Below are 14,062 nucleotides of genomic sequence, written 5' to 3'. Positions count from 1 at the left end.
GGCCGCAAAATAGCACCCCCTACGCCAATAAGCCCGGCCCTACCCCCTGCCTAACGCGCGAGCTGGCCAGTCGAAACAATAGTACCTACGTATGTGGGGCAATAGCTGGGCTAATTAAATAGTAACTTGCCGTGTTTGCCCGGCAATCGTAGTTTGCTTTATGAAGTCGTTTTCCCTCTGGCGCGTGCTGGGTGTTGGCTTTTTTCTCTTGCTGCTGGCGCTTGGGCTGGCCGGCTGGCTGCTGAGCAGCCGCTACGGCCAGCGCTATGCCCGGCAGCTGGTGCGCGAGCAACTCACCCGCAACTCGGAGCTGGTGCTGGCGCCGTTCGACGTCGACTTCTCGCTGTGGCAAGACTTTCCGCACCTCACGGCTTCGCTTAATCACCTTACCCTCACCGACACTACCCACCGCCGCGCGGTGCCCGTGATGCGGGTGGGCCGCGCCGATATGCGCCTCGAACTGCGCGAGCTGCTGCACGGCCGGGTGCAGGTAACGCGCCTAACGCTGCACGACGTGGCCATTGGGCAGCGGGTAGATTCGCTGGGCCACAGCTGGGGCCTGCGCGGCAAGCAGCGGCCGGCACAAGCAAAAGCACCTAAAATCAATCTGGCGCTGGATTCTATCATTATTCACAATTTTGGGATATTTACGCGCAACGACTACATCCACAGCGCCTTAAAAGGGCGCGTTTTTCAGGCGCGGCTATCGGCGGTAATTAAAGGGGGCGTGTTGCAGGTGCAAGGCCGCTTGCAAGGCCGGCTCGACCAGTTGCGCAACCGCAGCGGCAACCTCCTCACCAACGAACCAGTGCAGATGTGGCTGCACTACCGCTATGATTTTGCGCAGCGCCAGGGCAAGTTCTCCAATACCAGCGCGACCCTCAACGGCGACACCATCCACATCAGCGGCACCCACACGGCCGACATGGCGAGCGGGGCCGGCCCACCCCGGGGCACAGTGCTCGACCTGCGCTTTGCCGGCTCCCAGCCGCTGCTGGAGGTGCTGCACGCGGTACTGCCGCCCAGCGTGCGGCCCCTGCTTACGGGGGCGGCCAGCACGAGCAAGGCCCAAATTACCTACTTGATGTCGGGCCTGAGCGGGCCGCTGGTACGGCCGCACATTGTATTGCACTTTGGCTTGCAAGGGGCCAATATTAAGTGGCCCGATTCGGCGCGGCGCATCGACCACTGGGATTTGCAGGGCACTTACGACAACGGCCCCGCCCACTTGCCCCAAACGATGTCGGTGCGCCTCAACCAGTGCCGCATCTACTCGCCGGTGGGCCAGCTCGATGTAGCTTTTCTACTGCGCGATTTCCGGCGGCCCTTCATCGATGGGCACCTGCGGGGGCGCACTCAATTGCCCCAACTAGTGGCGCTGCTGTCGCCGGGCCGCTGGCACGCCCACCAGGGCACCGCCGACCTCGACGTGCACCTGCACGGCCTGCTGCCGGCCATGGGCCCGCGCCGGCGCGGCGATTTCCGCAAGAATATGTCGGTGCGGGGGGTAGCTACGCTGCACGATGCGGCCTTCGAACTGGCCGGCCGCCACAGCGACCTGCGCCAGCTTAACGTGCGCATCGGCATGAACGACAGCCTGTGGCACCTTTCCAATGCCTCGGGGATGCTAGGCGGCATGAAGTTTCAGGCCACTGCTACTACCACGTATCTGCTGGATTACCTGACGGGCCAACACCCTACTACCACCATCCGGGGAGATTTTACGGTGGATGAGTTGGACCTGGGCAGCATGCGCCAGATGTTGCGGCCGGGGCAAGCGGTGCTGCTAGCCAACACCCGCCGCGTCCGCCGCCAGCCGCGCACCCTGGCGGCGCGCCAGCGCATTGCCACCACGCTGGGCAGCCACCTCATCCCGCCGGGGATGCTGCTCGATGTAGCGCTGCGATGTGGCCGCCTGGCCCTGGCCACCGACACCCTGCGCGACTTGGCGGTGCGGGTGCGCCACGATGGCGAGCGCATGCAGCTGACAGGCATTAAGGGCAAGCTCTGGGATGGGGTGGTCACGGGCGAGGCCCAGTGGCCCACCGACTCAGCCAACCGTGTGGCGCCGGTGTCCTACGCCGTTGATTTTCATTTTGACACCCTCAGCTACAAGCATCTGTTGAGCCGGCTTTCGCACCCGCCGCGGCGCTCGGCCAAGACGCCGCGCAGCCCCGCCATCCGCGAGCTGCTGCTGGCGGCCAATGGCAAGCTGAGCTACGAAATCAATACCATGCTGCTGCCCAATGGCGAAAGCTTGCGCGACATGCACATGCGTTTCGACAAGGAAGGCTCGACGCTACGCCTGCCCTACCTGCACTTCATTGCCCCGCAGGGGGGGGTAGGCACCGGCTCGGCCATCGCGGTGCTGTCGGGCCTGCACCTGGTGGCCGCCGATGCTACTCTCGACCTGCGCTATCCTACCCTCGACGTGCCCGAATTGCTGCGGATGCTGGCCAGCGTGGCGCCGCCGCCCGCCGACTCGGCGGCCGCGGCGGCCCGCCAAGTGGCGCGCACGGCTCGCCGCACGCGCCGCACGGCCCGGCTGGGACCGCAGAGTTCGCTCATTACCGATGGCCGTTTTTCGGCCCTGCTGCACGTAGAGGCCGACCAAGTGCACTACGGCGCGGTGCACGGCCGCGACTTTCGGCTGGTGTCGCGGTTGCAGGAGGGCGAGGCGCTGCTCGACGACTGCACCGTAAATACCTTCGACGGCCGCGTGACGCTGCGCGGCCGCCTTATTACCAACGCCGGGCGCCAGCACCACCCCTTGCAGGTGCAGGCGTTGCTGGAGGATATTAAGCTGCCCGAGCTGTTTGGCACTGCCACCGACATGCAGCTCAACGTGCTCAGTCGCGACAATATTCAGGGCACGCTGCGCTGCGCTGCCGCCCTGCGCACCGACCTCGACGCCAAGTTTTTACCTGACCTGGAACAAACCAACGGCTACGTGCGCGCCAACATTCGCGACCTGGAGCTGGTGAATGTCGAAGCCCTCGAAGACGCTTTTAAGCTACTGAAAAAGCGCACCGGCCACTTGTTTTTTGAGCCCGTGAGCAGCGAGTTTGTGTTGAGCCGGGGCCAGCTGCTTATTCCCAGCTTGCGGCTGAACAGTAACCTGACCGAGCTCGAAGTCAGCGGCCGCTACGACTTGGACGGCCGCGCCAACCTCTTCATCGGCATGAACCCGGTGCACGCCTTTTTGGGCAACAACGACAAGCGCATCACCCGCATTCAGGCCGGCGAAACCGTGAGCCGCCGCGACCCCAAGCTTACCTACGTCAACCTGAGCCGCGAACTGCCGCATACCAAGTACCACGTCAAGCTTTTTCAGAAGAAAGAGCAGCACGACGCCCAAGTGGCCCTGCGCCGGCAAACCCGCCAAATCATTCTTACGCAGCGCCTCGACACTACGCTGCGGCTGCTACCCCGCACGCCGCTCACGGCCCCCCCGCCCCGGCTCATCACGGCCCCATGAGTGAAAAACCAGCTACAAAAAAGCCCTACCCCCCGGCGCGGGGGGTAGGGCTTTTCGCTTAGGCAAGCTCCCTATTTCACTATTTCGTCGATGCGCGCCAGTTCCTCGCCGCTGAACTGGTAATTGGCCAAGCAGCCCACGGCGTCGGTAATCTGCTGCGGCTTGCTGGCCCCCACAATCACGGAGGTGATGCGCGGGTCGCGCAGCACCCAGGCCAGCGCCATTTGGGCCAGCGACTGCCCGCGGGCCTGGGCCAAGTCATTGAGCTGCCGCGCCTTTTCGAGGTTGGCCGGGGTGAGTTGGCCTTCCTCAATGGCGCCGTTGCCCAGGCGCCGCGCCGCCCGCGAGTCGGCGGGTATACCCTGCAAGTACTTATCCGTCAGCACGCCCTGCGCCAGCGACGAGAACGCGATGCCGCCTACCCCCTCCTCGGCCAGCACGTCGAGCAGGCCGTTTTCTACCTCGCGCACCAGCAACGAATACTTGGGCTGGTGGATGAGGCAGGGAGTACCCAACTCGCGCAATACGGCGCAGGCGCGGCGAGTTTCGGCGGGCGAGTAGCTCGAAATGCCCACGTACAGGGCCTTGCCCTGGCGCACCAGCGCGTCGAGCGCACCCATGCTTTCTTCGAGGGGGGTAGCGGGGTCGGGGCGGTGGTGGTAGTAGATATCGACGTAGTCGAGGCCCATGCGGCGCAGGCTTTGGTCGAGGCTGGCTACCAGGTATTTGCGCGAGCCGCCATCACCGTAGGGGCCGGGCCACATGCCGTAACCAGCTTTGGTAGAAATAACCAATTCGTCGCGGTACGCCCGAAAATCGTCCTTATACAACCGCCCAAACGTCTCCTCGGCGCCCCCGGCGGGCGGGCCGTAGTTGTTGGCCAGGTCGAAGTGCGTGATACCCGCGTCGAAGGCCGTGCGCAGGATGGCGCGGCAGTTGGCGAGCGTATCTACTTCCCCAAAATTTTGCCACAGCCCCACCGACACGGCGGGCAGCTGCAAGCCGCTGCGGCCGCAGCGGCGGTATTCCATCGAGTCGTAGCGGGCGGGGTTGGGGGAGTAAGGCATGATATGGGGAGGAGATAAACCAGTTTACGCGGTCAAAACTACTCGCAGCCCGCTAGGTTTGGGCCACTGCCGCGGTTAGCAGCTTCGCTACCCCCCGCCAACCGCTCGCAGCCTATGGGTTAGCCCGCCGGCGGGCGACGAATTATGCACTTCAGCGGCCGGATTTAATACCAACTTCGGCGCAGGTCAGCTGTTCCTTTATGGATGGGTTATGAGCAACCGACAAATATTTCAAGTACCTCATAGCCAGCATTTACAATACCCAACTATGGAATCCGCTACTAAAACGGAGACGCTCGACATCGAAGGCATGACCTGTGCTTCGTGCGCGGCATTCGTGGAGAAGTCGCTCAGCCGTACGCCGGGCGTGCAGCGGGCGCTCGTCAATTTTGCCACCGAGAAAGCCACCATCGAGTACCTGCCGGGCCAGGCTACCCCCGCCACGCTGAAGGAGGCCGTGGTCAGCGCGGGCTACGGCGTCACGGAGCGCGCGCCCGACACCAGCGCCGCCGAGCGCAGCGCCGAGCTAGACCGCCAAAAAGCGCTGGCCTACCAGCACCTCAAGCGCCGCTTTGCCGTGGCCGCGGGCCTGGCCCTCGTCATCATGCCGCTGAGTATGCTCATGCTCTGGCCCGCGCTAGCCGCGCACGTGCCTATGCAGGGGCTCAATTACTTCCTACTAGCCCTGGCCCTACCCGTGCTGGGCTACAGTGGGCGCGAGTTCTACGCATCGGCCTGGAGCGGCTTTCGGCACCGCACCGCCAACATGGATACCCTGATTGCAGTGGGCACCGGGGCGGCGTTTCTCTACAGCGTGGCCGCCACCGTAGCGCCGGGCTTTTTCACGCGCCAAGGCATCCAGCCGGCGGTGTACTACGACACCACGGCCACCATCATCGCGCTCATTTTGCTGGGCAAAGTGCTGGAGTTGCGGGCCAAAACCCAGACGTCGGCCGCCATTCGTTCGCTGCTGGGCCGGCAGGCCAAAACCGCCCGCGTGGTGCGCCCCAGTGGCACCGAAGTAGACGTGCCCCTGGCGCAGGTGCAGCTCGGCGATGTAGTGCTGGTGCGCCCCGGCGAAAAAGTGGCCACCGACGGCGTTATCACCGAAGGCCATTCCTCGCTCGACGAAGCCATGCTCACCGGCGAAAGCCTACCCGTGGAGAAGGGGGTAGGCGACTCCGTGTTTGGCGCTACGCTTAATAAAACCGGCTCTTTCCGCTTTAAAGTGACCAAAGTGGGCGCCGATACCCTGCTAGCGCACATCGTGAAGCTGGTGGAAGATGCCCAAGGCAGCCGCGCGCCCATTCAGCGGCTAGCCGACAAGGTGAGCGCCGTGTTTGTGCCCACGGTGGTGGTGATTGCCCTACTCACATTTGTGCTGTGGTTTGCTTTGGCGCCGGTGGGCACCCGCCTGCCGCTGGCGCTGGTCAACTTCGTGGCCGTGCTCATCATTGCTTGCCCGTGCGCGCTGGGCCTAGCCACGCCCACGGCCATCATGGTGAGTACCGGCAAAGGCGCCGAGCAGGGCGTGCTCATTCGCAACGCCGAAGCGCTGGAAAAGGCCTATAAAGTCGATACCGTGCTGCTAGACAAAACCGGCACCATCACCCACGGCGAACCCGCCGTGACGGATTTCTTCGCCCCCGGCCAAGACCTGGCCCACTTGTTAGCGCTGGTGGCCGCCGTCGAGCGCCAGAGCGAGCACCCGCTGGCCGCCGCCGTAGTGCGCTACGCCGATGCCCAGGGGGGTAGCAAGCTGGCTACCAGTAGCTTTCAAGCGATAGCGGGCAAAGGCGCCGCCGCCACGGTAGCCGGCCAGGCCGTGCTCATCGGCAACTACCGCCTGCTGGCCGATGCTGGCCTCACCTCTCCCCCCCCGCTGGCGGCCCAGGCCGAGCAGCTGCTGAGCCAAGCGAAAACCGTACTCTACGTGGCCGTAGCTGGCCAGGCCGTGGGCCTCCTCGGCGTGGCCGATACCGTGCGCGACACCTCGGCGGCAGCCATTAAGCGCTTGCAAGCCCAGGGCATTGAAGTGGTGATGATGACGGGCGACAACCCCCAGACAGCCGCCCAAGTGGCCGCGCAAGTCGGCATCACGCGCTACTTTGCCGAAGTCCTACCCCCGGATAAAGCGGCCACGGTGAAGGCCTTGCAGGCCGAAGGCCGCACCGTAGCCATGGTTGGCGATGGCCTTAATGACGCGCCCGCGCTGGCCCAGGCCGACATCGGCCTGGCCATCGGCGCGGGCACCGATGTGGCGATGGAAGCCGCTGGCATCACCCTCATGCGCTCCGACCTTCACGGCGTGGTCACGGCCATTGAGCTGTCGCGCCAGACTATTCGCACCATTAAGCAAAACTTGTTTTTCGCGTTCATTTACAACGCATTGGGCATTCCAATTGCGGCCGGGTTGCTGTATCCTTTTTTCGGCATTCTGCTCTCGCCCATGCTGGCGGCCGGGGCCATGGCCCTTAGCTCGGTGTCGGTGCTTACCAACTCGCTGCGGCTGCGCCATTTCTCTGCTCGCTAATTCCTACTCTACCCCCTCGTTCGCAAGCTGGGGGCTTTGGCGGCGGCTTGTATGCGAGCGGGCAGGGGGGTAGGCGGCGCCAATTGCTAGCCGGGCGTTACTTTCCAGCTTTCCAAACGCTTTTTGCCCTAGTTATGCCCCGCCCCGGCTCTCTGTTTTTTGGCTTGACTTTACTAGCTATTGGCGCACGGCCGGCCGCCGCTCAAACCCCGGCGCCCACCCGCGCCCAAGACTCGCTGTTTGTGCGCCAAAACTACCGCAAGCTCGAAAAGCTGCTGCCCATGCGCGACGGGGTGCAGCTCGCCACCCTCATTTACGTGCCGCTCGATGCTTCCAAGGCGCATCCCTACCCCTTCCTGCTAGAGCGCACGCCCTACTCGGCCGGCCCGCGCGGCGCCGATGCCTACCCCACCCGCGGCCCCGGCCCCAGCCGCGAGCTAAGCCAGGAAAAATACATCTTTGTGTACCAAGATGTGCGCGGGCGCTACCTCAGCGAAGGGCAGTTTGAGGAGATGACCCCCGCCCTACCCCCCGCCGCTACTGGCAAGGCCCGGCGCCCCGCCAAGGGCCAAACGCCGCCCCACGACGAAAGCACCGACACCTACGATACCATCGAGTGGCTGCTTCAAAATGTGGCCGGCAACAACGGCCGCGCTGGCCTCCTAGGCATCTCTTACCCTGGCTTTTACGCCACAGCCAGCCTGCCCAACGCCCACCCCGCGCTGAAAGCCGTGTCGCCCCAGGCCCCGGTTACGGACGAGTTTTTGGGGGATGACGCGCGGCACAATGGCGCGTTTTTTCTACTCGACAACTTCGATTTCACAAATTATTTCGACGTGCCCCGGCCCCAGCCAGTGGCTACGTATGCGGAACTGTTTCCGCTGAAAATCAACGACGCTTACTCGTTCTTCCAGCAGCTTGGGCCGCTCAAAAATGCCAATGCACCGCAGTATTTCAACGGCCGGGCGCGCATCTGGAACGAGTACCTGGCGCACGATACCTACGACGCGTATTGGCAGGCGCGCAACATTCGGCCGCACCTTACGGGCGTGCGGCCGGCTGTGCTGGTTGTGGGCGGCTGGTTCGACGCCGAAGACCTGTTTGGTGCGCTGCACACCTACCAAGCCATCGAAAAGCAGAACCCCGGCGCCACCAACCGCCTCGTGATGGGCCCCTGGACCCACGGCGCCTGGAGCCGCCCCGACTGGAGCAACTTCGGCCCGCTTAGTTTTGGCCAGAACACCGCGGAGCACTACCGCCGCACCTTAGAAACGCCATTTTTCAACTATTACCTCAAAGACAAAGGCGCGTTTAACCCCGCCGAGGCTACGCTGTTCGACACCGGCACCAACGAGTGGAAAACCTACCCTACCTGGCCGCCAAAAAGGGTTGAAAGCCAGCCGTTGTATTTCGAGCCTGACCATTTCCTGGCTACCGCCAAGGAGTTGGAGGCTACCACCAAGCTTAGCGGCGCGGCAACGAATCCGCTTCTTATGCGGGCGCCGGGGTTTGATAGGCTGGCGGCAACTTTTGACGAGTACGTGAGCGACCCGGCCCACCCGGTGCCGTACACCAACGGCGTATTTGCGGGCCGCAACAACCAGTATATGATAGAAGACCAGCGCTTTGCCGCGCAGCGGCCCGACGTACTGGTGTACCAAACCGAGCCGCTAACGCAGGACCTGACCGTGGCAGGCCCCCTGGTGGCGGACCTCTGGGTGAGCACCTCGGGTACCGACGCTGACTTCATAGTCAAGCTCATCGACGTACTGCCCGACGATACCCCTACCCCCGCGCCCAACCCCGACCATCTAACCCTGGCCGGGGCACAACGCCTGGTGCGCGCCGATGTGTTCCGGGGCCGCTTTCGCAACAGCTTTGAGCACCCCGAGCCATTTCGCCCCCATGTGCCTACTCAAGTAAAATATGAGCTCAACGACGTGCTACATACCTTTAAGCAAGGCCACCGGCTGATGGTGCAGGTGCAAAGCACCTGGTTTCCGCTCGTAGACCGTAATCCGCAGCCCCTCATGAGCTTGCCTACTGGCCAAGAGCCTGATTTTCAAAAGGCCACCATTCGCATTTACCACGAGCCGGCGCATCAATCGGCCATCCGGCTGCCGGTGCTGGGGAAGTAGCCGCGTAGCTGCCGCACGCCTTATTGCCGTACAAATCCCTCTATGAAACGGCGAACCTTCCTGCCCTTATTGGGCCTGGCACCTCTTGGCTTGGCCGCCGGCCTCCGTAGCGCGCACCTTATGCAACCCGAAAAATTTCTTTTCAAGGACGACGGGCAAATCCCTAACAGCCCCTACCCCCTGCTGCTGTACCGGCAGGCGTTTGTGGCCCGCGATGCGGCGGGCGCCGCGTGGCTAGAAAGCAAATTTGCCCAGCATAACTGGACTAACTCCTGGCGCAACGGCGTGTATCCATTTCACCACTACCACAGTACCTCGCACGAAGTGCTGGGCGTGTACGCGGGTTCGGCCCTGCTGCACGTGGGCGGCGAGGCGGGCCAACAGGTAGCCGTGCAGGCCGGCGACATCCTCGTGATTCCGGCGGGGGTAGGGCACAAAAACCTGGGTAGCCAGGGTTTAGGCATAGTGGGCGCCTACCCCGACGGCCGCGCCTGGGACGTGAACCGCGGCCTGCCCGGCGAGCGCCCCCAAACCGACAAAAACATCGCCGCGCTTCCACTTCCCAGCACCGACCCACTCCTCGGGAAAGCTGGCGGCCTACTAACTAGCTGGAAGTAGATAAGTATACCCCAGCTCGTGCGCCAGCGCTAGACGCGCCCCCCGAGCTGGGGTATATTCTAGTCTTGAACCGTTTTGGGCTATGCAGCTTGCTTTTGGGCGTGCCAAAGCACGAGTTGCCAGCCTTTTTCGGCGGTTTTGATGTAGACTACTACGTATTTGATGCGGGTAAAGGAGGGCTGGCCATCGGCGCCGGGGCCAAGGTCAATCTGGATGAGAGCGTTGACGATGGCCGTGTGGTCGTCGTTATAAGGGCGCACGGTTAGGGCCTCGATGTCTACTTTGTCGTAGCGGCTCTGGCCGCTGGCAATGGAGGCGAGGTAGCTGGCTTTGCCGTCTTGGTGGCCATTGGAGTGGGTGTAAATGAGGTCGTCGGCAAAAATGCGTTCGAGCGTGGGCAAGTCTTTGGCTACTTGCGCGTCGAAGCGCTGGCGCTCCAGTTGTTCTATTTCCTGAATGGCAGACATTGGGTAGTGGTGAATGGGTACGTATTCGCGTAAAAGAACAGCAGGCTACCGCAGCAAACGCTGGGCCTGGCCATTGCCTAGCCAATAAGTCTTTGACGCTGAGCACAATACTTAATTCGGCAACTTGGCGCTTTCTGCTTCCGTAGCCCTACCCTCTCAAAAAAGCGTCAGCTGCCCGCTGGGGTTCGGCGCCTCCCCTACCCCCAAGTTAGCGAGCGAGATGCCCACCAGGCGCACGCCCTTGGGCAGGGGTAGCAGGGCCGCCAGCAGCTCGTGGCCGTGGCGCTCCAGCTCGCGCTGGTTGGGCACGGGCGCCGGCAGCGTACGGCTCCGGGTTATCTGCTGAAAGTCAGCGTATTTTACTTTAAGCGTGACGGTACGGCCCGACTCGCCGGTGCGGGCACAATAGGCCCACACCTTGGCCACCACCGGCAACAGGGCGGCCAGCAAGTCGGGCAGTTCGTGGAGGTCTTGGGCAAAAGTGGTTTCGGCGCCCACCGACTTGCGCAGGCGGTCGGCCTGCACGGGGCGGTGGTCTTCGGCACGGGCAATGGCGTAGTAGTAGCGGCCAGCTTTGCCAAAATGCTGCGTTAGCAGCGCCTCGGGCTGCTGGCGCAAATCGGCACCGGTGAAGATGCCCAGCTGGTTGAGGCGCGCCGCCGTTACCGGCCCAATGCCGTGAAACTGCCCCACCGCCAGCGCCTCCACAAACGCCAGCCCGCGCCCCGGCGGAATCACGTATTGGCCGTTGGGCTTGCGAAAATCGGAGGCCAGCTTGGCCAGAAACTTATTGTACGACACGCCCGCCGAAGCCGTGAGCTGGGTGCGAGCCAGGATTTGGGCCCGAATGGCCTGGGCAATTTTGCTGGCCAGCGGCTCGTGCTGGAGGTTGTGCGTCACGTCGAGGTAGGCTTCGTCGAGGGCTACGGGCTCGATAAGGGGCGTGTACTCGGCAAATATTTCGCGGATTTGCCCCGACACTTCCTTGTACACCTCGAAGCGCGGCGGCACAAACAGCAGCTCGGGGCACAGCCGCCGCGCCGTGCTGGCGGGCATGGCAGAGCGCACCCCGTACTGGCGCGCCTCGTAGCTGGCGGCCATCACCACGCCGCGCTCGCGAGTGCCGCCCACGGCCAGCGGCCGGCCGCGCAGCGCCGGGTCGTCGCGCTGCTCCACGGAGGCGTAAAACGCATCCATGTCGAGGTGAATGATTTTGCGGATTTCGGGCGAAGTCAACTCTTTCGTAAATCGAAGCCAGGCCAACTGCCTACCCCTGCCCGCCGGGGCGGGGGGTAGGGCAACTGAGCCGCCGCGGCAGGTGGCGTTAAGCTATAAGCTAAACACCTTGGGCGGCGCCGGTGGTTCTACGGGGCTGGCTGCTGCGGCAAGTACACCACAAAGGTCGAGCCCACGCCCAGTTCGCTCTGCACCTCAATGCGCCCCCCCGCGTTTTCCACCATTTTCTTCACCATATACAAGCCAATACCGGTGCCTTCGACGTGGCTATGCAGGCGCTGAAACAGGCCAAATAGCTTTTGCAGGCCAGCGGCATCCAAGCCCAAGCCATTGTCTTGCACCGTAAGCTGTACGTAGCCATCGGGGCGGCAATGGGCGCGCAGCTGCACGCGCAGCGGCCGCTCGGGCGAGCGGTATTTAATGGCATTGCTGAGCAGGTTATACACCACCGAGCGCAGGTTTTTTTCCAGGAAGGGCACCGGCGGGCAGCTGTCCATATCCAGCTCCAGCTGGGCCGACGCCGCTTGCATAAGCGGCTCTAGGTCGAGGCACACATCGTGCACCACGGCGGGCAGGCTCACCAAGGCGGAGTTTTCGGAGCCGCGTTGGAGCTTCGCCACATCGGTCAGCTGTTCGATGGTGCGCTTAAAGCGCTCCACCGAGTCGCCCATCAGCCGCAGGATGTTAGCTACCGGCGCAGCGCGCTCGGTGGGCAGCTCGTCGAGCAGCGCATGCAGCAAGCCCTCAATGTTATTGACGGGTTGCTTGAGGTCGTGCGAGGCCGTGTACACAAAATTGTCGAGGTCAGCGTTGACGCGCGTCAGCTCCGCGTTGTTGTCGCGCAGCTGGCGCTGGGCTTCGGCAATGCGGCCCAGCGCCAGCTTGTGCTCGTGGATGTCGGTGAACGTGCCAATCCACTGAATAAGCTGGCCCTGCTCGTTGAAGGAGGGGTAGGCGCGGCCCAGCATCCAGCGGTACTCGCCAGCGGCGTTTTCAAGGCGGCATTCTACTTCCAGCACCGCGCCAGTATCCAGGCTGTGCTGCCACATGGCCATGGCGGCCGCGTGGTCGTCGGCGTGGATGCGGCTGGTTATCTGCAAGTCGGAGCGCCGCGCATTCTCCCCCGCAAAGTCATACCAGCGGCGGTTGAGGTAGGAGTTGAGGCCGGCGGGCGTGGCCGTCCAGGCTATCTGCGGAATGCCCTCCAGCAGGCGTTGGGCTTCGGCAGCGGCCTGCTCTACTACCTGGCGGGCAGCCTGCTGGTGCACCAGCTCCTCATTTTTGGCCGCAATTAGCCTGTTCTGCTCAGTTACGACCGCCCGGATGCCAGCAATTTCTTGCTGCGCCGACAAATCGGTGACCAGCACGGCCAGCGCCCGCGCCCCGTCAAATACCTGCACGTTCATCGACACCGCCGAGGGGAGCAGTTCGCCGCCGCGGCTTACCAGCGGCAATTCGCCCCGCGCTTTGCCGGCCCAGCCCCGCACCAGCAGCCCAGCCCAGTACTCGCGGAAGGCGGGGGGCACGAAGCCATCGAGGCGATGGCCCATCAGCTCGGCCAGGGGGCAACCCAGCAGCCCGGCCAGGGCCGCGTTGCAGTACAGCACCGTGCCGTCGGGGCTAAGCAACAAGGCGCCCTCATTCATCTGCTCAATGAGGGTGCGGTAAACGTGGTCGGCGCCTTCGAGGGTAAAAATGCGCGGCCCATCGGCGCCCTGAATCGCTAGCGCATCAATGGCGCCGGTGCGCACGGCCGTAATTAGCTCTTCGGCTTCGCGCAACTGCTCGCGTAGCTCATCGTTTTCACGAGCTAGGGTAGCGGCGAGCAGCGTAGCGTGGTCGTTCATGCGGTGAATAGGAGCCGGAGCTTCTAGAAGGGCGGCAGCGATAAGCCCAGCACGGCCAGCACCTTGGCGCGGTCCGAGAGGTCGCCCACGAGCTGGCGCCGGGGTAGGGGCCGCTGGCGCAGCAGCGTAGGGGCCGCCACAATCTGTTCGCGCCGGGCTAACTCGGGCTGCTGGTAAATATCAATAATTAGCAGCTCGTAGCGGCCGGGCAAGTACAACTCACAAATTTCTTTGATGTTGCGCACCGCCCGCGTCGAGTTGGGGGTAGCACCCGTAATAAATAGCTGAAAAATATAATCAGCTTCAACAAGTAGCGGCGAGGCCGGGGCGGCGGGGGGTAGCATGGGCACGGGCTAGGCAGAAGCCCGCGGGCGAATATCCAGGCCCACCAGCACCCGCTCCTCGTTGGAGAGGTCGCCGATAATCTTGCGAATGGGCTCGGGCACTTTGCGCACCAGCGTTGGGATGGCCAGTATCTGGTCGCCCTCGGCTAACTGCGGATGCTCCAACAAATCAATTACTTCCAAGCTGTAGCGCCCTTGCAGGTACTGCTCGCAGTAGCGCTTGAGGTTGGCCAGGGCAGCCGCCGACTTGGGCGTTTGGCCCGCTACATACAGGCGCAGCTCCCAGCGGTTGTCGTCGAGGGACGGGGGCATATCCGCAAAAGCTTCCTTCGGT

At 63.4% G+C, this 14,062-nt stretch carries 10 protein-coding genes; 4 read left to right on the top strand and 6 right to left on the bottom strand.

The window, feature by feature from the left end; all coding sequences use genetic code 11:
• The first annotated feature begins 160 nt into the window (after window positions 1-160).
• Window positions 161-3,478: an AsmA-like C-terminal region-containing protein gene (locus tag GO988_RS02000; protein WP_157561857.1), complete on the top strand. Its 3,318-nt coding sequence runs from the start codon at window positions 161-163 to the stop codon at window positions 3,476-3,478.
• A gap of 71 nt (window positions 3,479-3,549) precedes the next feature.
• Here the strand turns inward: GO988_RS02000 and mgrA are convergent, their stop codons facing one another.
• A complete protein-coding gene (mgrA, locus tag GO988_RS01995; RefSeq protein ID WP_157561856.1) occupies window positions 3,550-4,545 on the bottom strand; it encodes an L-glyceraldehyde 3-phosphate reductase in 996 nt (331 codons plus the stop codon).
• A 268-nt stretch (window positions 4,546-4,813) separates the two neighbouring features.
• On the opposite strand from mgrA, the gene GO988_RS01990 reads away from it, so the two are divergent.
• The 3 genes from GO988_RS01990 to GO988_RS01980 all read left to right on the top strand — a co-directional run bounded on the left by GO988_RS01990 (window position 4,814) and on the right by GO988_RS01980 (window position 9,834).
• The gene (locus GO988_RS01990) at window positions 4,814-7,078 is read left to right on the top strand and encodes a heavy metal translocating P-type ATPase (protein ID WP_157561855.1); all 2,265 of its coding nucleotides are present in this window, start codon (window positions 4,814-4,816) and stop codon (window positions 7,076-7,078) included.
• A 134-nt stretch (window positions 7,079-7,212) separates the two neighbouring features.
• A complete protein-coding gene (locus tag GO988_RS01985; RefSeq protein WP_198172470.1) occupies window positions 7,213-9,216 on the top strand; it encodes a CocE/NonD family hydrolase in 2,004 nt (667 codons plus the stop codon).
• Window positions 9,217-9,336: 120 nt separating this feature from the next.
• Window positions 9,337-9,834, top strand: a complete 498-nt coding sequence (locus GO988_RS01980) for a cupin domain-containing protein (protein WP_198172469.1) — start codon at window positions 9,337-9,339, stop codon at window positions 9,832-9,834.
• Between the two features lie 80 nt (window positions 9,835-9,914).
• Here GO988_RS01980 and GO988_RS01975 read toward each other — a convergent pair whose 3' ends face one another.
• The 5 genes from GO988_RS01975 to GO988_RS01955 all read right to left on the bottom strand — a co-directional run bounded on the left by GO988_RS01975 (window position 9,915) and on the right by GO988_RS01955 (window position 14,040).
• The gene (locus GO988_RS01975; RefSeq protein WP_157561853.1) at window positions 9,915-10,301 is read right to left on the bottom strand and encodes a nuclear transport factor 2 family protein; all 387 of its coding nucleotides are present in this window, start codon (window positions 10,299-10,301) and stop codon (window positions 9,915-9,917) included.
• Window positions 10,302-10,457: 156 nt separating this feature from the next.
• Entirely contained in the window at window positions 10,458-11,537 is a 1,080-nt protein-coding gene (dinB, locus tag GO988_RS01970; RefSeq protein ID WP_157561852.1) for a DNA polymerase IV, read from the bottom strand.
• A 128-nt stretch (window positions 11,538-11,665) separates the two neighbouring features.
• Entirely contained in the window at window positions 11,666-13,384 is a 1,719-nt protein-coding gene (locus GO988_RS01965; protein WP_157561851.1) for an ATP-binding protein, read from the bottom strand.
• 23 nt (window positions 13,385-13,407) lie between these two features.
• Window positions 13,408-13,728, bottom strand: a complete 321-nt coding sequence (locus GO988_RS01960) for a circadian clock KaiB family protein (RefSeq protein ID WP_157561850.1) — start codon at window positions 13,726-13,728, stop codon at window positions 13,408-13,410.
• Window positions 13,729-13,737: 9 nt separating this feature from the next.
• The gene (locus GO988_RS01955) at window positions 13,738-14,040 is read right to left on the bottom strand and encodes a circadian clock KaiB family protein (protein WP_157561849.1); all 303 of its coding nucleotides are present in this window, start codon (window positions 14,038-14,040) and stop codon (window positions 13,738-13,740) included.
• Window positions 14,041-14,062 lie beyond the last annotated feature (22 nt).

It is taken from the genome of Hymenobacter ginkgonis (genome assembly GCF_009755225.1).
Classification (GTDB): domain Bacteria; phylum Bacteroidota; class Bacteroidia; order Cytophagales; family Hymenobacteraceae; genus Hymenobacter; species Hymenobacter ginkgonis.
Note: the sequence above shows the minus strand (reverse complement) of the source record. Positions and strands in the feature narration are given on the sequence as shown.